Below are 19304 nucleotides of genomic sequence, written 5' to 3'. Positions count from 1 at the left end.
CTTCTTCGACTGACCACCTCGTCGGTCAGGAGGTGGATTCGCGGGCGGTGAGGTGGTGCGGGGCCAGTAGGTCACGGGGTGGGCTGCCGCGGTCGCCGTCGACGCGGGCGGCCAGCAGGTCCACCGCCAGCTGGGCGATGCGCTCCTTGTCCGGCGTCACCGTGGTCAGGGTGGGGGTGCTGAACCGGCCGTCCTCGATGTCGTCGAAGCCCGCCACCGCCACGTCTGCGGGCACCCGCAGACCCGCCAGGTGCAGGGCCCGCAGCGCGCCGAGGGCCAGGGTGTCGGTGAAACAGAAGAGGGCGTCGGGGCGTACCCCGGCGGTGAGCAGGCGTCGCACGGCGGCGGCGCCGTCGGCGCGGCGCCAGGCCGGCGTGGCCACGACCAGGCGCTCGTCGTACCCGATGCCGGCGTCGGCGAGCGCGGCGGTGTATCCGGCCAGGCGCAGCCGCGCCCCCGCCCCCGCCGGGGTACGCGACGCGCCGATCGCGGCGATCCGGCGGCGGCCGAGCCCGGCGAGGTGGGCGGTGACCTGGCGGGCGGCGGTCACGCTGTCGATACCGACGTGGTCGGCGGGTGCCTGGTCGATGCGTTCCCCGAGCAGCACCAGCGGAGTGCCGTCGAGGCCGGCGAGGTCGTCGGCGCCGAGTGCCCGCGGGCTGAAGATGATCCCGTCGATCATGTGGTCGCCGATCCCGGCGGCGGCCACCCGTTCCCGCGCCGGGTCACCGCCGGTCTGGTCGACCAGCACCCTCCAGTCCCGCTGGGCGGCGGCGACGACCACGTGCCGGGCCAGCTCGGCGAAGTACGGCAGGTCGAGTTCGGGCACGGCCAGGGCGATCACCCCGGTCCGCCCCTTGCGCAGGTTGCGGGCGGAGAGGTTGGGGCGGTAGTTCAGTTCGGCGACCGCCGCCTCGACCCGGGCCCGGGTCTCGGGCCGCACGTGCAGGTGGCCGTTGACCACGTTCGACACGGTTTTGACCGACACCCCGGCCCGCTCGGCCACGTCCTTCAACCTGTGTCGCACGGGTCGCCCCTCCCACCGGTCGCGGTGGTGCGGACTCTAGCGCCGCGGGCTGGGACGTGTACATCGGTGCCGCTCGGCGGGTGGTCAGCCGATGCGGGACGGCCGACGGGGTTCGGCAGCGGTGGCGTCGCGGCTGGCCAGCCGATTGCGGCGGTAGCCGTAGCCGAAGTAGATCAACAAGCCGAGCAGCATCCAGGCACCGAACCGCAGCCAGGTCTCCACCGACAGGTTGAGCATCAGGTACAGGCAGGCCAGCGCGGAGACGATCGGCAGCACCGGGGAGAACGGCACCCGGAACGGCCGGTCGAGTTCCGGGCGACTGCGGCGCAGGATCGGCACCGCGATCGACACGATCACGAAGGCGCAGAGCGCGCCGATGCTGACCAGGTCGGCCAGGGCCGACAGCGGAAGGAAGCCGGCGAGCAGGGCGACCGCCACGGTCATCACGGCGGAGATCCGGTACGGGGTGCCCCAGCGCGGGTGGATCGCGGCGACCGCCGGCGGGATCAGGCCGTCTCGGGAGATGGCGAAGCCGATCCGGCCCATGGCCACCAGGTCGACCAGGATGACGCTGGTCAGGCCGGCGACGGCGGCGATGGAGACCAGGACCCCGGCCCAGCCCGCGCCGACCGCGTCGAAGGCCGCCGCGATGGGCGCGCCCCGGTCGATCTCGGTGTACGGCACCATGCCGACCATGACCAGCGAGACGCCGATGTACAGCACGGTCGAGATCAGCAGCGTGCCGAGCAGGCCCAGGGTGAGATCCCGACGGGGACGCCTGGTCTCCTCGCCGAGGTTGGCCACCGCCTCGAAGCCGGTGTAGGCGAAGAAGACCACGGCGGCGGCGCTGAGCACGCCGACGAAACCGAAGACCGAGGGTTCCAGTCCGAAGAGGGCCTGGGTGACCGGCTGCTTGATGCCGCCCTCGCCGGGGCCGGCCGGCTCGGCCGGCGGGATGAACGGGGTGAGGTTGGCGGCCTTCACGAAGAACAGGCCGGCGGCCACGATGAAGACGCAGATGCCGACCTTGACCAGCACCAGCAGGTTGGTCACCCGGGCGGACTCGCGGATGCCGACGATGGCGACCGCGCCGAGCAGCAGCACGATGCCGATCGCGCCGAGGTTGACGACGCTGCCCTCCTCACCGAACCAGATGGTGGGCAACCCGAGGAGTTCGGCGAGGTAGCCGGACCAGCCGCGGGCCACCACCGCCGCGCCGAGCGCGAACTCCAACAACAGGTCCCAGCCGATGATCCAGGCGACGATCTCGCCCATGGTGGCGTACGCGTAGGTGTAGGCGCTGCCGGCGGCCGGCACGCTGGAGGCCAACTCGGCGTAGCAGAGGGCGGCGAGCAGGGCGACCACACCGGCGACGGCGAACGAGATCACCACGCCGGGCCCGGCGCTGTCCCGGGCCTCGATGCCGGTGAGCGTGAAGATGCCGGTGCCGATCACGATGCCGATGCCGAAGCCGGTGAGATCCCGGGCCCGGAGGTGACGCCGCAGGCCGGGCCCGCCGTCGCCGCCGTCTGCTCGGCTCTGGGCCATCACGTCCTTGATTGGTTTAGTACGCAGCACGGACACCACGCGTCACCTCCCACCACATGACCACCATGCTGGCGGCCGGTGCCGGCGTAGCTACCCAACGCAGGCCCCCGTCAATCACCACCTCAGGGACGCCTTGCCGCGCTCCTCGTCGCCGGGCCGTCGTGGGGGTGCCGGTGGCTCAGGCCCACTCGCAGCGGCCCAGCTCCCACCGGGTGGGTTCGGGGTGGCGCGGCGTCACCGACCCGGTGGCGCCGAAACGCACCGAGTCGCTGCGGAGGTCGGGGTGCTCCACCGCGAAGGCCACCGCCGCCGCCTCCTCCAGCGCCAACATTCCGCCCTCGCCGTACGCGGCGTCGAACGCCGCGTCGCCCAGCCTGCGGCGCAGCTTCGCCTGCTCGTCGGTCCAGTAGGGGCCGTAGATGCCGGGCGAGGCACGCAGCCGCGCCCGGGTCGCCTGGGCGGCGCCGAAGAGCCGGGCCGCGGTGAGCGGATCGTCGGCGGCGCATCGCACGGCCACCGCGCTGACCGTGTCGCAGGCCCGCCCGTGGTAGCCGTGGCTCATCCGCGAGCGGAGCGCCACCAGCAGGTGCTCGTGCGCCGCGACCCGGTCGCCCCGGGTCAGCGCGACCATGCCCAGCAGCATGTCCACCGACCGGCGGCCCCGTTCCACCGCCCGGGCCGCCTCCACCGGTCGGGCCGCGCCGAGCAGCTCGGCCGCCTCGTCCAACGCGCCCCGCCGCCACAGCAGCTCGGCCAGGTTGTAGACGGCGAAGAGGGCGTCGCCGGCCACCTCCTGCTCCCTCGCCCAGTCGATGACCTCCCGGCAGACCCGCTCCGCCTCCGTGAACTGACCCATGTCGATCAGCGGGGCGGCCCGCCCCGCCAGCACCCGGGCGAGCAGGCCGGCGTCGCCGGCCTGCCGGGCCGCCGCCTCCGCCCGCTGCGAGTAGCGCAGTTCCTCGGCGAACTCCCCGTCCGCGCCGGCGTGCAGTGAGTGCAGGTGGTACGCCGCCGCCAGCTCCGCCTCCGGGATCGACTCGCCGGTCTCCGCGATCCGCCCGTAGAGCCGGAACAGCCAGAGCCGGGCCTCCCGGGACAGGCCCCGCTCCCGCCACCACTGGTCCAGGCCGCCGGCCAGCCGCAGCCCCGCCCGGGCGCTGCCACCGGTGGCGCACCAGCGCAGCGCCGCACGCAGCTCCCCGGCCAGCGGGTCCAGCGCGTACAGGGAGAGGGTGACCGGGCGGCCGTCGGGCCCGAGGTGGGCCTGCTCCAGCGCGTGCGCCGACCACGCCACGTGCCGGTCCCGGGCGGCCTGCTCCTCACCCGCCTCGGCCAGCCGGCGGGCCGCGTACGCGCGGATCGGGTCGAGCATCCGGTAGGTGCTGCCCGTGGCGTGCGGCTCGGCCAGCACCATCGACTTGTCCACCAGCACCGAGAGCGGGTCGATCGGGTCGTCGTCGAGCAGCCATTCGACCGTGGGCAGGCTGACCGGCCCGGCGAACACCGACAGCCAGCGCAACAACCGGGACGCGCGGGGCCCCAGTGTCCGGTACGACCAGGTCACCGTGGCCTGCATGGTGAGGTGCCGCTCGACGGCGGACCGCTGTACGGCCCGGTGCGCCGGCGACGGCGGCGGTTTGCCGGACGCGACGGCGACCAGGTCGACGGTGTCCCGCTGGTTGCCCGTCCAGCCTGGACACACCGGGGGAACAGTGTCGACCCGCCCGGCGTCCAGAGTGCCGAGCACGTCGTCGAGGCGGGCGGCGAGCTGCCCGGCGGAGAGCACCCGGAGCCGGGCCGCGGCCAGCTCGATCGCCAACGGCAGGCCGTCCAGCCGCTGCACCACCCGGTGCAGGTCACCGATCTCGGCCCAGTCCGGTGGCCGGCCGCCCCGGGCCGCCGCCGTCCGGTCCAGCAGCAGGGCCAGCGCGTCGCTCTCGGGCCGCCCCGGCTGCGGGTCCACCGAGAGCGGCGGGATCCGCCAGACCACCTCGCCGGGCAGGCCGAACGACTCCCGGCTGGTGGCCAGCGCCCGCAACCCGGCGCCACCGGCCAAGAGTCGGGAGATCACCTCCGCGCAGGCGGCGGGCTGGGCGTCGCAGGTGTCCAGCACCACCAGCATCCGGCGCGGGGCCGCGTACTCGACCAGGGTGTCGAGCATCGGGCGGCCCGGTTCGGGGCGCAGCCCCAGCACCGCGGCGACCGCGAACGCCACCAGCCCCGGGTCGGTGACCGTGGCGATGTCCACGAACCACACCCCGTCCGGGTACGCCTCGACCAGCCCGGAGGCCAGCTCCACGGCCAGCCGGGTCTTGCCGGCGCCGCCGGCGCCGAGCACGGTGACCAGCCGGTGCCGGCGGACCAGCAGGTCCAGCTCGGCCCGTTCGGCCTGCCGGCCGATGAATGAGGTGACCTGGGTGGGCAGGTTGTGGGCCGCCGCTTCGGCGGTGCGCGGTCGGGGGAACTGTCGTTCCAGGCCGGGCGCGACGAGCTGGAAGAGACGCTCCCGGTCGTCGAAGCCGCGCAGCCGGTGCAGCCCGAGGTCGAGCAGGGACGCCCCGCACGGGAGCGGGTCGGCGAGCCGGGCGGTCGACGCGGAGCAGAGCACCTGCCCGCCGTGCGCGGCGGCGGCCACCCGGGCGGCCCGGTGCACCTCAGGGCTGGCGTACTCGCCGTCACGCGGTTCGGCGTACCCGGTGTGCAACCCCATCCGCACCCGGGGTGTGGCGTCCGGGTTGGGCCAGTCGTGCGTGGACAGCGCCCGCTGCCCGGTCAGGCAGGCGGTGAGCGCCGCCGACGCGTCCGGGAAGGCGAGGAAGAACGAGTCTCCCTCGGTCAGCAGTTCCGCGCCGTCGGTCGCGGCGAGGGTGTCGCGTAACAGTCGGCGGTGTTCGCGCAGCACCGGGCGGTAGTCGGCGCCGAGTAGTTGCGCCAGCCGGGTCGACCCCTCGATGTCGGTGAAGACGAAGGTCACCCAACCGCTCGGGAGGGAAATCCGTGGCGACATGCGTGGCACCTCCGCCCTGACGTCAGGTTCGATACTGCCCTATGGTCAGACCGTCACGCATCGTGAGAACGGCTGGGCGGCGTCCGCCCCAAGGCGCCGTCCCACCAGGCGGCGGCACGACGGGACGCCCGGCCGGCGGCGACGGTCAGCCGCAGCAGCCGCCGCCGCAGCAACCCCCGCCGGCCGGGGCCGCCGGGGCGGCGGACCGGACTCCCGCGCCACCTCGACCGGTGACCGCGACGGTGGAGAGGAGCTTGACCGTGTCGGCGTGCCCCTGTGGACAGGACGCCGGCTCACCGGCGTGGGCCATCGGACGGTTGACCTCGAAGGTGTCGCCGCAGGCGCGGCAGCGGAACTCGTACCGGGGCATGCGTTCAGCGTACGACCGGCCCTGCCGTTCCGGGGGGCATGGGTGATACTCGACGGGTGGCCAGCGGCGAGGAGAGTGCGAGGGTGCGACCCCTGCGACCGGCGACGCCGCCCGACGGGCCGCTCGGCAGCTCCGGCGCCGCGCCCGACCCGGCGCCGCCACCCCGCCCCGGCCGTCCCGGTCCGGACGAGGCGCGCCCCGCGACGGCCGGCCCGGCGGAGACCGCGACGGCCGAGGCCGCACCGGTCGAGGCCGCACCGGTCGAGGCCGCACCGGCCGAGCCCGCACCGGTCGAGACCCCGACGGCCGAGCCCGCGACGGCCGGCGCGCCGAAACCCGACGGGCCGAAGGCCGGGGGGTCCGAAGCGGCCGCTGCGGAGGCCGGCACGGCCGGAGACGACGCCGCCGAGGACGAGGCGGCCAGGAGTGCGGGGCGGAGGCGGCGGGTGCCGTTCGCGCACGCCGTCCGGCTGCCCCCGCCCCGGCAGGCGTTGGCCGGCGCGGCCAAGGCCACCCGGGCCTGGGCCCGACGGCCCAGCGGCCGGCTGACCCTGGCCGGGGTGTTCCTCTTCGCGCTGGTCGCCACCACCGGCGCGGTGGGCGCCGTGGTGGTCCCGTCGGCCGTGCGGTCCACGAAGCCGGTCGCCGTGGACGCGACCGACACGGCCGCCGCCGTGGTGCCCGCACCGGGGGCGCTGCCCGACGCCACCGCCGCCGCGGTGGTCCCCGGACCGCCCGTGTCCCCCGGGTTCCCCGCCACCGCCGTCCCGGGTGGCGGGCCGACGAGCGGCCCGACGGCCATTCCCGGCACCGCACGTCCGGCTGACGTGATCGCCGACTGGGCGCGCGTCACCGGCGCCAAGGTGGGGGTCTCCCCGGTGGCGATGCAGGCGTACGGCTACGCCGAGCTGGCGCTGGCCGAGACGAACCGCGGCTGCCAGCTGAGCTGGACCACCCTCGCCGCGATCGGGTACGTCGAGTCCCGGCACGGGCAGGCCAACGGCGCCACGCTGAAGTCCACCGGACGGGCCGAGCCGGAGATCATCGGCGACCCGCTCGACGGCAACGGCGGCCGTTCCCTGATCCGGGACACCGACCGGGGGCTGTTCGACCGGGACACCACCTACGACCGGGCGATCGGGCCGATGCAGTTCATCCCGACCACCTGGCAGGAGATCGGCGCGGACGCCGACAACGACGGCCGGAAGGACCCGCACGACCTGGACGACGCGGCGCTGGCCGCCGGCAGGTACCTGTGCAAGGGCGGCCGGAACATGACCGTCCCGGGTGACTGGTGGGGCGCCATCCTGTCCTACAACGACGTACGCCGTTACGCCACGGACGTGTTCGACAAGGCCAACGAGTACGGGCGGGCCAGCCGTACGTGACGTGATCGACCGCATACATTGCCGGACCGGACACTTCCCCCGGGCTGCTCTTGCCGGCAAGCTGTACGGGTGATGGTGCGCGAGTGGGATCCCCGGACCGCGTCGTCCGACGAGATCGGGTCTGTACTGGAGACGCTGAACGCGGTCCTGGCGGCGGACCTTCCGCAGGATCCGCCCTGGCGGGAGGGTTCGCTGCGGGAGTACCTCTCCGAGGTGATGCCGGGCGAACGGCGGATCTCGTGGGTCGCCGAGGGCAGTCCCGACCCCGACGGCACCCCCGGCCGGATCCTGGGGCACGTGCACGTGCTGCTGCTCGGGGATATCGGCGTGCTGGAGGTGCTGGTGCACCCGTCGGTGCGCCGCACCGGCCTGGGCCGGCAACTGGTGTTGACCGCGGCCCGCCGGGTCTACCAGGAGGGTTTCCGGTCGATCGGCGTCGAGGTGGTCGGTGACACGCCGGCCGTCGCCTTCTACGAGTCGCTCGGTTTCGCCCGGGAGTACGTCGAGACCCGCAGCGTGCTCGACCTGACCTCGGTGGACTGGCCGGCGCTGACCGAGATGGCCGGCGGGGTGGGCGCCGGGTACCACCTGGAGTTCTGCCCGGGCGGGCCGCCGGACGAGCTCATCGAGGCGTACGCCCGGGCCAAGGCCGAGGTGCGTGACGTCGGTGACGGTGAGCTGCGTCCCAGCTCGTACGATCCGCAGCGACTGCGGGACAGCCTGGACACCCTGCACCGGCGCGGCATGAAGCCGTACATCGTGCTGGCCCTGCACGAGCAGACCGGGGAGGTGGCCGGGTTGACCGAGGTGGTGGTGCCGGCACAGCACCCCACCCGCGCCGACCAGTACGACACCATCGTGGTGCAGGATCACCGCGGTTACGGCATCGACCGGGCGATCAAGGCCCGGATGCTGCTGGAGCTGCGCTCGGCCGAGCCCGAGCTGGTCGAGGTGCAGACTTGGAACGCGCAGGCCAACGAGGCCATGCTGAAGGTGAACGCCGAGCTGGGCTACCGCCCCGACCGGGAGTGGTGCGAGTACAGCGTGGACGTCGCGGAACTGGTGCACCGCCTCGACCCGACCCGCTGACCTTAACGGCAATTCACCACATCGCCGCCCGGGGGATGGACGGCGGCCAACGGCGACGCTTAACGTGCGTGGGTTCACGTCCACCCATCGTGGAGGCCCCATGCGCCCGCGCCGCAGATACGCCGCGCTCGCCACAGCCGCCGCCGTCACCCTCGCGGGGGTCGGCGTCGCACCGGTCGCGGCCAGCGCCGCGCCCACCGACCTGTTCATCTCGGAGTACGTCGAGGGCTCGTCCAACAACAAGGCGATCGAGCTGTTCAACGGCACCGCCGCCGCGGTGGACCTGACGGCCGGCGGCTACCAGCTCCAGCTGTACTTCAACGGCGCCACCACGGCCACCACCGTGGCGCTCGGCGGCACCGTCGCCCCCGGCGACGTGTTCGTCTTCGCCGCCTCGTCGGCCGCCCCGGCGATCCTGGCCCAGGCTGACCAGACCTACGCCTCCGCGCTGTTCAACGGCGACGACGCGATCGTGCTGCGCAAGGGCGGCGCGGTGCTCGACTCGGTCGGCCAGGTCGGCGTCGACCCGGGCACCGAGTGGGGCAGCGGGCTCACCAGCACCGCCGACAACACGCTGCGCCGGCTGCCGTCGGTTTCCGCCGGGGACACCGACCCATCCGACGCGGTCGACCCCGCCGCCCAGTGGGCGGGCTTCCCGACCGACACCTTCGACGGTCTGGGCACGCACTCGGTGGCCGGCGGCGGCCCGGTCGACCAGCCGGCCAGCCTGAACTGTGGCGGCACGCTGACCGTGGAAGCGGGCGCGACCGCCAACCGCCAGGTCACCGCCACCGACACGGACGACACCGTCGTCGACCTCGCGGTCACCTCGGTCACCCCGACGCCCACGGCCGGCACGATCACCCGTACGGCGTTCACCCCGGCCACCGCCGCCGGCGGTACGGCCACCGCCACCGTCACCGCCAACGGCCTGCCCGCCGGTGCGTACGCGGTCACGGTGACCGCCACCGACGCCGACGGCGGCACCGCGACCTGCGCTTTCACCGTGCAGGCCACCCCATTGCTGTCGGTGGGCGAGGTGCAGGGCCGTACCGGCGACGACGAGAACGGCCGCACCGACCGGTCTCCGCTCGCCCCGGCCAGCGGCAACGGCACCAGCTCCGCCCTGTACGACGTGCGGGGCGTGATCACGCAGAAGTCGCTCACCCGCACCTCCGCCGGGGCCGACCAGCACGGTTTCTACCTGCAGAGCCGCCGGGGCACCGAGGACGGCGACCCGCTCACCTCCGACGGGATCTTCGTCTTCACCGGGTCGTTCACCACCCTGATCGGCGGCTACCCGCCAACCGTCGGTGACGAGGTGGTGCTGCGCGGCCGGGTGTCGGAGTACTTCAACCAGACGCAGCTCTCCAGCGCCTCCCTGGTGCGCAAACTGGACTCCGGCCTGGACGTGAACACCGCCGTGACGGTGGCCGACGCGGTCCCGCCGGCGGAGGCGGCCGACGCGGACCGGTTCTGGGAGCGGCACGAGGGCGCCCGGACGCGGGTCCGCGCCGGCAGTGCGGTGACCGGGCCCCGGGATGTCTTCGGCTCCACCGCCGACTCGGAGATCTGGGTGGTGGATCGGGACGACCCGCTGCTGAAGCGGACCGACGCGTACGCCCGCCGGGTGTTCCGGGACGCGCACCCGCTCGACGACGTGCCGGAGCGGCTCTTCGACAACGGCAACGGCCAGCGGATCCTGCTCGGCGGCGGCGGGGTGAAGGCCACCGCCGGGGACTCGACGGCGCTGCTCCCGCCGGCCCGCGCCTTCGACACGGTCGCCGCCGACGGGTACGGGGCGGTCTCCTACGGCTTCAACAAGTTCAGTGTGCAGCCGGAGGCGGTTTCTCTGACCGCCGGCGTCGACCCGTCGCGGAACAGCCCGCCGAAGCCGGCCGACCGGCACCGCGAGGTGGCCGTGGCGACCTACAACGTGGAGAACCTCTACGACCACCGGGACGACCCGTTCGACGGCTGCGACTTCGCCGGCAACGCGGGCTGCACCGGGGTGAGCCCGCCGTTCGACTACGTGCCGGCCAGCGAGGAGGACTACCACCAGCACCTGGCGGCGCTCGCCGACCAGATCCGCAACGACCTGCACGCCCCGGACCTGATCCTGGTGCAGGAGGCCGAGGACCAGGACATCTGCGCGGTCTCCGGCAATCGGCTGGTCTGCGGTGACCGCAACGACGCCGACGGAGCCCCGGACACCCTGCAGGAGTTGGCGCTGACCGTGGCCGCCGGCGGTGGCCCGGCGTACGCCGCCGCGTACGACCGGACGGGCGCGGACGCCCGGGGGATCACGTCGGCGTTCCTCTACCGGACGGACCGGCTGTCGCTGGCCCCGGTGACCGCCGCCGACCCGCTGTTCGGTACCGCCCCGTCGGTGCGGTACCGCGCGGCGGGGCTGCCGTCCAACGCGGACGTGCAGAACCCGAAGGCGCTCAACGCGCAACTGCCGGCCGATACCGACACGTCGACCGGCCGGGACGGGACCAACGTCTACACCCGTGCCCCGCAGTTGGGCAGGTTCGTGGTGCGGGCGGCGCCGGGATCGGCGGAGTCCTTCGTGCTGTACGCGCTGAGCAACCACTACTCCTCCGGGCCGGACAGCCGGGTCGGGCAACGCACCGAGCAGGCCGCGTACGGGGCCGCGATCGTCACCGCCGTCGAGGAGTCGGACCCGCACGCCCGGGTGGTGTACGGCGGGGACCTGAACGTCTTTCCCCGCCCGGACGACCCGATCGCCACCGGCGCGAACCCGACCCCCTCGGACCAGTTGGCCCCGCTCTACCGGGCGGGCCTGCACAACCTCTGGGACAGCCTGGTGGCGGACGTGCCGTCGGCGGCGTACTCGTACAGCTTCCAGGGCTCGGCGCAGACGCTGGACAGCATCTTCGTCAACGACACCCTCCACGACGACCTGGTGCAGGTGCGCACGGCGCACGTCAACGCCGACTGGCCGGCGGAGCACACCGGTGACGGATCGCGCGGTGCCAGCGACCACGACCCGTCGGTCGCCCGGTTCCGCGCACAGCCGTCGCTGCGGGTCGCCGACGCGTCGGTGGTGGAGGGCGACAAGGGCGACCGCACGCTGACGTTCCAGGTGACCGTCTCCCGGCCGCTGTCCCAGCCGACGACGCTCTGCGCCGCCACCGTCGGCCTGAGCGCGCTGCCTTGGTCGGACTTCACCCCGTACGTTGGATGTCGGGTGCTGCCCGCCGGGCAGAGCTCGCTGGCCTTCCCGGTCACCGTCCGGGGTGACCGGCGGGCCGAGGCGGACGAGACGATGGCCGTCGCGGTCGCCGGTCCGTTGCACCTGCGGTACGCCGACCCACTGGCGACCGGCACCATCAGCAACGACGACTGAGTCTCGACCGGTACGACGACGGCCCGCCGGCCAGGGTGACCCTGACCGGCGGGCCGTCACCAGTAGGAACGCGGGCTGCGGGGCGGGGGCGGCACGTTCCGGTACTTCGCCACCCGCACCTCCCACTGGCTGCGCCGCCGCATCTCGTCCCGGACGGCACGGTTGCGGTAGAACGTCTCCGGCGGTCGGGCCAGCCCGTAGATGTCGGCCCACCACTCGCCCGGCTTCGGGTCGAGGATGGTGTCCAGGTGCGCCGGGTAGCGCCGCTCGGCGCCGTCACGGATGTCGTCGCGGTCCCGCATCGGCTGGAGTACCCGACCGCACCGGTCGACGACCGCCAGGTGGAACCCGCCGACGGCGAGGATCCGGTGCAGCACGGCCAGACTGGGCAGCAGCTCACCCGCCTCGATCCGACCGACCGTCCCATGGTGCAGCCCGGCGGCGCGGGCGAGCTCCCGCTGGCTGCGGTCGGCTCGTCGGCGGACGGCGCGGACGATGCCGGCGACCGGCCAGACGATCTCGGCGTCGACCGGGCCAGCGACCGGCGGGTCGGGTGCCAAGTTGTCCGGCTCGTCGGGTGGTTCGTCGGCGGAGCGGATCGGTTCGGTCATGGCCCCACCGTCGCGTTCCGTCGGGCCGTTCCGCCACCCCGGCGACGCGTCCTGTGGACAACGACGTCCGCTGTGGAAAACCCGGAGGGCGTCTGGCCTCGGCTCCGCTCAGCCGGCCGGCTCCCGGAGCGTCCGAGCCCGCCGGAACAGCACGCCGAGCAGGTGCGCGTAGCCGCGCGCGTCATCGATTGCGCGGTGCGTGTGCGGAATGTTGCCCAGCCATTCGGCGGGCAGGGTGCGGGACGACACGTCGGCGACCGGACGGCCGGTGACCGCTGCGGCGTAGCTTTTCAGGCACAGGCCGGGGCCGTCGAAGAGGCGGTCCTTCTCGTAGGGGCCCGGGACCAGGCCGTAGCGGGTGAAGCGTCGAAGGTAGTAGTCGATCCAGGCACCGTCGAAGGCGATCGGCGAGGCGGCGAACATACGAGGGCCTGGCAGGTCGCGCACCCATCCGACGAACCGCGCCATGACCTCGTGGACGGGCTGCGGATCGGTGGTCGCGGCGGCCCACGCCTCGGGGTGGGTCTGGAACCACGCGTACGTGTCGGGGTTCGGGGCCGCACCCGGGAGCGGTTCGAGGACGGCTTCGAAACGGGCCAGTTCCTCGCCGTCGCCGGTTACGGCAACGGAAGCGAACGATCTCATCGAGTTGGGGCCCGGCCACGGACCATCGACCTCGATGTCCGTGACAACGTAGATCCAGTGGTCCTGACTGTCGGTCATTCCGGTCAAAGCAGACCTCCTCCGGTAGCTTCAGGCCGGCAAGAAGTGTGCCACGGCAACCCTCGACGCATTGACCAACCCGGATCCCGAACCCAAATCCGCAACTCTGCGTGACCATTGCCGGCATTCGCCAAAATGTAACCCTCGGTGAACCCCAACGGGTTCCCCTGACGGGCCGCCGTTCACCGGCCGAGCCAAGCCGGCCGTGAGCAGCCATAGTGCCGAACCCTCAACGAAGGTCGGTCACGCCACTCGGACGCTTTGCTCTGCTACCACATACGCACCGCGCACTCAGCGTGGCTGTCGCGTCCATGGCAGCAGAGCAAAGCGTCCGCATGGGGTCCACCAGCAGCAGAGCAAAGAACACGGAGGGTGATACTGGGAACCACGCACGGTCGACCGCGCCGACCCCGGCTCAGTAGCGCTGGCGGAGCAACTGGGCGGCCTCGACGGCCCAGTAGGTGAGGATGATCTGCGCGCCGGCGCGACGGATCGACGTCAGCGTCTCCAGCATCAGCCGCTCCCGGTCGACCCAACCGTTCGCGGCGGCCGCCTCGACCATCGCGTACTCGCCGGAGACCTGGTAGGCGGCGACCGGGACGTCCACCGCGGCCCGGACCGCCGACACCACGTCGAGGTAGGGCAGCGCCGGCTTGACCATCACCATGTCGGCGCCCTCGGCGACGTCCAGCGCCACCTCACGCAGCGACTCGCGCAGGTTCGCCGGGTCCTGCTGGTAGGTGCGCCGGTCCCCCTCCAGCGCCGATTCGATCGCGTCGCGGAACGGGCCGTAGAACGCCGAGGCGTACTTGACCGCGTACGCCAGCACCGCCACGTCGGAGTGGCCGGCGGCGTCCAGCGCCCGGCGTACCACGCCGACCTGGCCGTCCATCATCCCGGACGGCCCGACCACGTCGACCCCGGCGGCGGCCTGGGCCACCGCCATCTCCGCGTACGCGGCCAGCGTGGCGTCGTTGTCGACCGTGCCGTCCGGGGTGAGCACGCCGCAGTGCCCGTGCGAGGTGAACTCGTCGAGGCAGAGGTCACTCATCACCACCGTGGCGTCGCCCACCTCGGCGACGACGTCGCGGATGGCGACGTTGAGGATGCCGTTCGGGTCGATGCCGCCGGAGCCGCGCTCGTCCCGGGACGCCGGCACCCCGAAGAGCATGATGCCGCCCACCCCGGCCTGGACCGCCTCCACGGCGGCCTTGCGCAGCGAGTCACGGGAGTGCTGGAGCACGCCCGGAAGCGACGCGATGGCCCGCGGCTCGGCCAGCCCCTCCTTGACGAACATCGGCACGACCAACTCGGCCGGGTCGACGCGGGTCTCGGAGACCAGCCGCCGCACGGCCGCGTTACGACGCAACCGGCGGGGCCGGATCTCGGGGTACGGCATGAGGGGCCTCCTGGAAACGTTCAGCGGAAGCGGAGGGCGGTCGGCCCCTGCACCTTCGAGCCCCGGCGCTGCTTCGCCGGCATGGCGGCGAGCTTCTCGCGCAGCTCGACGGCGTAGGCGGCGAGCGCCTCCACCAGGTCGGGCACCGAGGCGTGCGCAGGCTGCACGTCGACCCGCAGGCCGAACTCGGTCGCGGTCTCCGCCGTCTTGGGCCCGATGACTGCAACAACGGTACGGGCGTGCGGCTTCCCGGCGATGCCGACCAGATTCCGCACGGTGGAGGAGGACGTGAAGAGCACCGCGTCGAAGCCGCCCGACTTGATGGCGTCCCGGATCTCGGCGGGCGGCGGCGCGGCCCGCACCGTCCGGTACGCGGTCACGTCGTCGACCTCCCAGCCACGCTCGGTGAGCCCGGCGGCGAGGGTCTCGGTGGCGATGTCGGCGCGCGGCAGCAGCACCCGGCCGACGGGGTCGAGGATCTCGTCGTGCGGGGAGAACTCGGCCAGCAGGCCCTCGGAGGACTGCTCGCCCGACGGGACCAGTTCCGGCTGGATACCGAAGGCACGGACCGCGTCGGCGGTCGCCTCACCGATGCAGGCGATCTTGACGCCACCGAAGTGCCGGGCGTCCAGGCCGTGCTCGGCGAACTTCTCCCATACCGCGCGGACGGCGTTCACCGAGGTGAAGACGACCCAGGCGTACCGGCCGTCGACCAGACCCTTGACTGCCCGCTCCATCTGCGCCGGGGTACGCGGCGGCTCGACCGCGATGGTCGGCACCTCGCAGGGGATCGCCCCGTACGCGCGCAGCCGGGCGCTCATCGCCCCGGCCTGCTCCTTGGTCCGGGGAACGAGCACCTTCCAGCCGTACAGCGGGCGGTTCTCCCACCAGCTCAGCTTGTCCCGCTGGCCGACGCCCTCCCCGACGGTGAGCACCACCCGGCCGGTGAAGCCGAGCGCCGCCGCGACGAAGGAGTCGACGGTCGACGTGGTGGTGTACTGCGTCTCGCCGGTGCCGTCACCGGTCACCCCGACGCCGGTGGCGCCGTCCACCCCGGCGGCGAGCAGGCCGTCCCGGATCGCGGCGAGGTCGCCCGCGTCCACCGCGAGGGCCAGCGAACCCCGGCCGACCGCGGCGGCCAGCGCGTCGAAGTCCAGCGTGCTGACGTCCTCGACGTCGGCGGCGGTCCGTACGCCCGGCAGCGGCACACCGGCGTAGGTGGCCACCCCCTCGGCCTGGCCGACCCCCGGTACCACCTCGAAGTGCGCGGCGGTACGAGCGACCGCCTGCACCTCCTTGACGACCGAGTCGTGGCCGAACGGGTCGCCGGCGACCAGGTGCACCGCGTTCAGCCCGGAGCGGGCGGCGGAGATGAGCACCTTCGCCACGTCACCCGGCACGCCTTCGGCGGGCGTGAACTGGGCGTCGGACTTGGCCTGGGCGCGGACGACGTCGAGCAGCGACTCGGGCAGTCCCCGGTCGTACACGACCTGGTCGGCGTCGACCAGGGCGTCGTGCGCCCGGCGGGTCAGCAGGCCCGGGTCACCGGGGCCCGCCCCGACGAACGCGATCCGGCCTACGGGCTTACGGGTGCGGGTCATTCTGTGCTCCCAATGTGCTGGGTCCCCGGGCCGGTGCTTCCGTCGTGGCCGAGGATCGAGTCGGCGCCGAGGTCGAGGAGTTCGGCGGCGAGTGCCTTGCCGATCTCCGCCGCGTCGGCGGGCGTACCGGTGCGGGACAGCCGGAGGTCACGGGTGCCGTCCGGGCTGATCACCGCCCCGCGCAGGTAGATCTCATCGCCGGAGTCGCCCTCGGCGAGTTCAGCGTAGGCGGCGACCGGAGCGGAGCATCCGGCCTCCAGGGTGGCCAACAGCGCCCGCTCCGCGACGACCGCGGCGCGGGACGGTGGGTCGTCGAGCGCCGCGAGCAGCTCGACCAGGCCGGTGTCGTCGGCCCGGCACTCCACCGCCAGCGCGCCCTGGGCGGGCGCGGGCAGCATCAGCATCGGGTCGAGCGTCTCGGTGATCACGTCGGCCCGGCCCAGCCGGGCCAGGCCGGCCCGGGCCAGGACGACCGCGTCGAGGTCGGCCTCCGGGCCGAGCACCCGCCCCAGGCGGGTGTCCACGTTGCCCCGGATCGGGGTGACCTCCAGCTGCATGCCGAGGGCGTACAGCTGGGCGATGCGGCGCAGCGCGCCGGTGCCCACCAGCGCGCCCGGGGGCAGCTCGGCGAGGGTACGACCGCCCTTGGCGACCAGCGCGTCGCGCGGGTCCTGGCGGGGCGGCACCGCCGCGATGTGCAGCCCGGCCGCGGCGGCGGTGGGCAGGTCCTTGTAGGAGTGCACCGCGAAGTCGATGGTGCCGGCGGTCAGCGCGTCGCGCAGCGCGGAGACGAAGACGCCGACGCCGAGCCGGTGCACGGGCGCCGAGGAGCGGTCGCCGGCGGTGACGATCTCGACCAGTTCGACCTCGCGGCCGGTGGCCTCGGTCAGGGCCTCGGCGACGTGGCCGGACTGGGCCAGCGCCAGGGCGCTGCCCCGGGTGCCGAGGCGCAGGGGGCCGGTCATCGCTCACCTCCGGGGTACGTGGTGTCGGTGTCGACCACGTCGGGCACGGTGTCCACCGGGGAGGTGTGCGGCACCTCCAGGTCGAACAGTTCACGCAGCAACGCGGCGTACTGGTCGCCGCCGGGCTCGGCGGCCAACTGGCGTACCCGCACGGTGGGCTGGTGCAGCAGCCGCTGCACGACCCGGTGCACCGTCCTGGCCACCTCGGCGCGCTGGTCGTCGGTGAGTTCCGGGCGGCGCTGGGCGAGCCGGCGCAGCTCGGTGGTGACCACGTCGTCGGCCCGGCCGCGCAGCGCGGCCACGGTGGGCGCGACGTCGGCGCCGCGCAGCCAGCTCAGGAAGGCCTCGACCTCGGTCGTGACGATCCGGGTGACCTCGGCGGCGTCGGCGGCGGCCGGCCCGTCGGCGAGCAGGGCGGCCATCCGGTCGATGTCGATCACCTCGACGCCGGGCAGTTCGGCCACGCCCGGCGCGACGTCGCGCGGCACGGCCAGGTCAAGCAGGACCAACGGACCCCGGTCGGCGTCGCGCCGGGCCAGCGCCCGGGTCACCACGTCGAGGGTGAGGACCGGTTCGGTGGCCGCGGTGGCGGCCACTACGATGTCCACTGTGGAGAGAGCGTGGACGAGCTCGGTCATCGGGACGGCGTTCGCCCCGTACGACTCGGCCAGGCGTACCGCCCGGTCGGCGCCCCGGTTGGTGACGGTGAGCGGGCCGGCGCCCCGCCGGGACAGCGTCGCGACGCCCAGCGCGCCCATCGCGCCCGCGCCGACCACCATGGCCGGCCGGCCGGCGAGGTCACCGTCGAAGTGACCGGCGGCCATGTCCAACGCGGCGGTCACCACGCTCTGCCCGGCCTTGTCGATGTTGGTCTCGGCGTGGGCCCGCTTGCCCACCCGCAGCGCCTGCTGCATCAACTCGTGCAGCAGGCGGCCGGCGGAGTCGGCCCCGGTCGCCCAGTGGTACGCGTCGCGCAGCTGGCCGAGGATCTGCGCCTCGCCGACCACCATCGAGTCCAGCCCGGCGGCGACCCGGAAGACGTGGTCGACCGCGGCGGCGTCGTAGTGCACGTACAGGTGGTTGGCGAGCGCCGCCGGCGACGATCCGGCCTGCTCGGCCAGCACGGCGCAGATGTCGCCCAGACCGCCGTGGAAGCCGGACACGGCGGCGTAGACCTCGACCCGGTTGCAGGTGGAGATCAGCACCGCCTCGGTGACGTACGGCTGGGCGACCAGCCGGTCCAGGGTGCGGGTGAGATCGGCGGGGGCCACCGCCAACCGCTCCAGGGTGGCGACCGGAGCGGTGCGGTAGGACGCGCCGACGACGAGCAGTTTCACGTGCCGATCGCCTCCTGGGTGTCGGTGGCCCCGAGCCCGCCGGGCAGTGCGGTGAGGGCGGACCCGCCGGTGGTGGGGAGCCTGGTCAGTGATGCCTTGCGGTGCTCGTGGAAGGACAGGATCTGCAGCTCGATGGCGAGGTCCACCTTGCGCACGTCGACCCCCTCCGGAACCGAGAGTACGCACGGGGCGAAGTTGAGGATGCTCGTGACACCGACAGCGACGAGCCGGTCGGCCACCGCCTGCGCCGCGCCGGCGGGGGTGGCGATGACCCCGATCGAGATCGACTCCTCGGCCGCCACCTCGGGCAGGTCGTCGACGTGCCGCACGACCAGCCCGTTGATCACCTCGCCGACCCGGCTCGGGTCCGCGTCGAGGAGTGCGGCGATCCGGAAACCCCGGCTGGCGAAGCCGTCGTAACCGGCCAGGGCGTGACCGAGATTACCCACGCCGACCAGGGCGACGGCCCGCCGTTGGGTGAGGCCGAGCACGTACTCGATCTGGTCGATCAGGAGCGCGACGTCGTAGCCGACGCCGCGGGTGCCGTACGACCCCAGTTGGGAGAGGTCCTTGCGGAGCTTGGCCGAGTTGACGCCGGCGGCGCTGGCCAGTTCCTCGCTGGAGACGGTCTCGTGACCGGTTTCGGCGAGGCCGTGCAGGGCACGGAGGTACTCGGGGAGCCGCGCGACGGTCGCCTCCGGGAGGTCCGGGAGCGCCGGTACGGCACCGGCGCGGCCGGGCGCGCCAGGGTGACGGTGCTGACTCATGAGACTCCGTGCGGTGCGATCCTCGGCCGATGACCGACCGTTTCGGGACTCCCGCTGGCGACCGAGGTTGCCGGCTGTGCTAGCAGGGCGCGTCGGAAC

The 19304-nt window shown here is 73.6% G+C and carries 14 protein-coding genes; 3 read left to right on the top strand and 11 right to left on the bottom strand.

Going from position 1 to position 19304, the window contains the following annotated elements:
- Window positions 1–25: 25 nt before the first annotated feature.
- From E1165_RS15590 to E1165_RS15575, 4 genes are all read right to left on the bottom strand, one after another.
- A complete protein-coding gene (locus E1165_RS15590) occupies window positions 26–1027 on the bottom strand; it encodes a LacI family DNA-binding transcriptional regulator (RefSeq protein WP_132392072.1) in 1002 nt (333 codons plus the stop codon).
- An 84-nt stretch (window positions 1028–1111) separates the two neighbouring features.
- Complete coding sequence (locus E1165_RS15585; RefSeq protein ID WP_132392070.1) at window positions 1112–2611, bottom strand: amino acid permease; 1500 nt, start codon at window positions 2609–2611, stop codon at window positions 1112–1114.
- Window positions 2612–2753: 142 nt separating this feature from the next.
- Entirely contained in the window at window positions 2754–5582 is a 2829-nt protein-coding gene (locus E1165_RS15580) for an adenylate/guanylate cyclase domain-containing protein (protein ID WP_132392068.1), read from the bottom strand.
- A gap of 145 nt (window positions 5583–5727) precedes the next feature.
- A complete protein-coding gene (locus E1165_RS15575) occupies window positions 5728–5952 on the bottom strand; it encodes a zinc ribbon domain-containing protein (protein WP_132392066.1) in 225 nt (74 codons plus the stop codon).
- 38 nt (window positions 5953–5990) lie between these two features.
- On the opposite strand from E1165_RS15575, the gene E1165_RS15570 reads away from it, so the two are divergent.
- The 3 genes from E1165_RS15570 to E1165_RS15560 all read left to right on the top strand — a co-directional run bounded on the left by E1165_RS15570 (window position 5991) and on the right by E1165_RS15560 (window position 11802).
- Window positions 5991–7340, top strand: coding sequence for a lytic transglycosylase domain-containing protein (locus E1165_RS15570; RefSeq protein ID WP_371687347.1), 1350 nt, complete (start codon window positions 5991–5993; stop codon window positions 7338–7340).
- A gap of 72 nt (window positions 7341–7412) precedes the next feature.
- The gene (locus tag E1165_RS15565; protein WP_132392082.1) at window positions 7413–8429 is read left to right on the top strand and encodes a GNAT family N-acetyltransferase; all 1017 of its coding nucleotides are present in this window, start codon (window positions 7413–7415) and stop codon (window positions 8427–8429) included.
- Between the two features lie 100 nt (window positions 8430–8529).
- Window positions 8530–11802, top strand: coding sequence for a lamin tail domain-containing protein (locus E1165_RS15560; protein WP_132392062.1), 3273 nt, complete (start codon window positions 8530–8532; stop codon window positions 11800–11802).
- A 56-nt stretch (window positions 11803–11858) separates the two neighbouring features.
- Here the strand turns inward: E1165_RS15560 and E1165_RS15555 are convergent, their stop codons facing one another.
- From E1165_RS15555 to E1165_RS15525, 7 genes are all read right to left on the bottom strand, one after another.
- On the bottom strand, window positions 11859–12413 hold the full coding sequence (locus E1165_RS15555) for a helix-turn-helix domain-containing protein (protein ID WP_132263941.1): 555 nt from the start codon (window positions 12411–12413) through the stop codon (window positions 11859–11861).
- Window positions 12414–12521: 108 nt separating this feature from the next.
- A complete protein-coding gene (locus E1165_RS15550) occupies window positions 12522–13145 on the bottom strand; it encodes an exonuclease (protein WP_207916904.1) in 624 nt (207 codons plus the stop codon).
- Window positions 13146–13551: 406 nt separating this feature from the next.
- Window positions 13552–14535 carry a porphobilinogen synthase gene (hemB, locus tag E1165_RS15545; protein ID WP_132392060.1) on the bottom strand — a complete coding sequence of 328 codons (984 nt, stop codon included), beginning with the start codon at window positions 14533–14535 and terminating at the stop codon, window positions 13552–13554.
- Between the two features lie 20 nt (window positions 14536–14555).
- Window positions 14556–16136, bottom strand: coding sequence for a uroporphyrinogen-III synthase (locus E1165_RS15540; protein WP_132392058.1), 1581 nt, complete (start codon window positions 16134–16136; stop codon window positions 14556–14558).
- Window positions 16133–17101, bottom strand: coding sequence for a hydroxymethylbilane synthase (gene hemC, locus E1165_RS15535; RefSeq protein ID WP_132392056.1), 969 nt, complete (start codon window positions 17099–17101; stop codon window positions 16133–16135). Before hemC ends, E1165_RS15540 begins: the two co-directional genes overlap by 4 nt.
- Complete coding sequence (locus E1165_RS15530; protein ID WP_132392054.1) at window positions 17098–18438, bottom strand: glutamyl-tRNA reductase; 1341 nt, start codon at window positions 18436–18438, stop codon at window positions 17098–17100. The genes hemC and E1165_RS15530 overlap by 4 nt, the downstream gene beginning before the upstream one ends.
- Window positions 18435–19205 carry a redox-sensing transcriptional repressor Rex gene (locus tag E1165_RS15525; RefSeq protein WP_132392052.1) on the bottom strand — a complete coding sequence of 257 codons (771 nt, stop codon included), beginning with the start codon at window positions 19203–19205 and terminating at the stop codon, window positions 18435–18437. The genes E1165_RS15530 and E1165_RS15525 overlap by 4 nt, the downstream gene beginning before the upstream one ends.
- Between the last annotated feature and the right edge of the window lie 99 nt (window positions 19206–19304).

Origin of the sequence: Micromonospora sp. KC723, from assembly GCF_004348595.1 — a bacterium.
Lineage (GTDB): Bacteria > Actinomycetota > Actinomycetes > Mycobacteriales > Micromonosporaceae > Micromonospora.
Note: the sequence above shows the minus strand (reverse complement) of the source record. Positions and strands in the feature narration are given on the sequence as shown.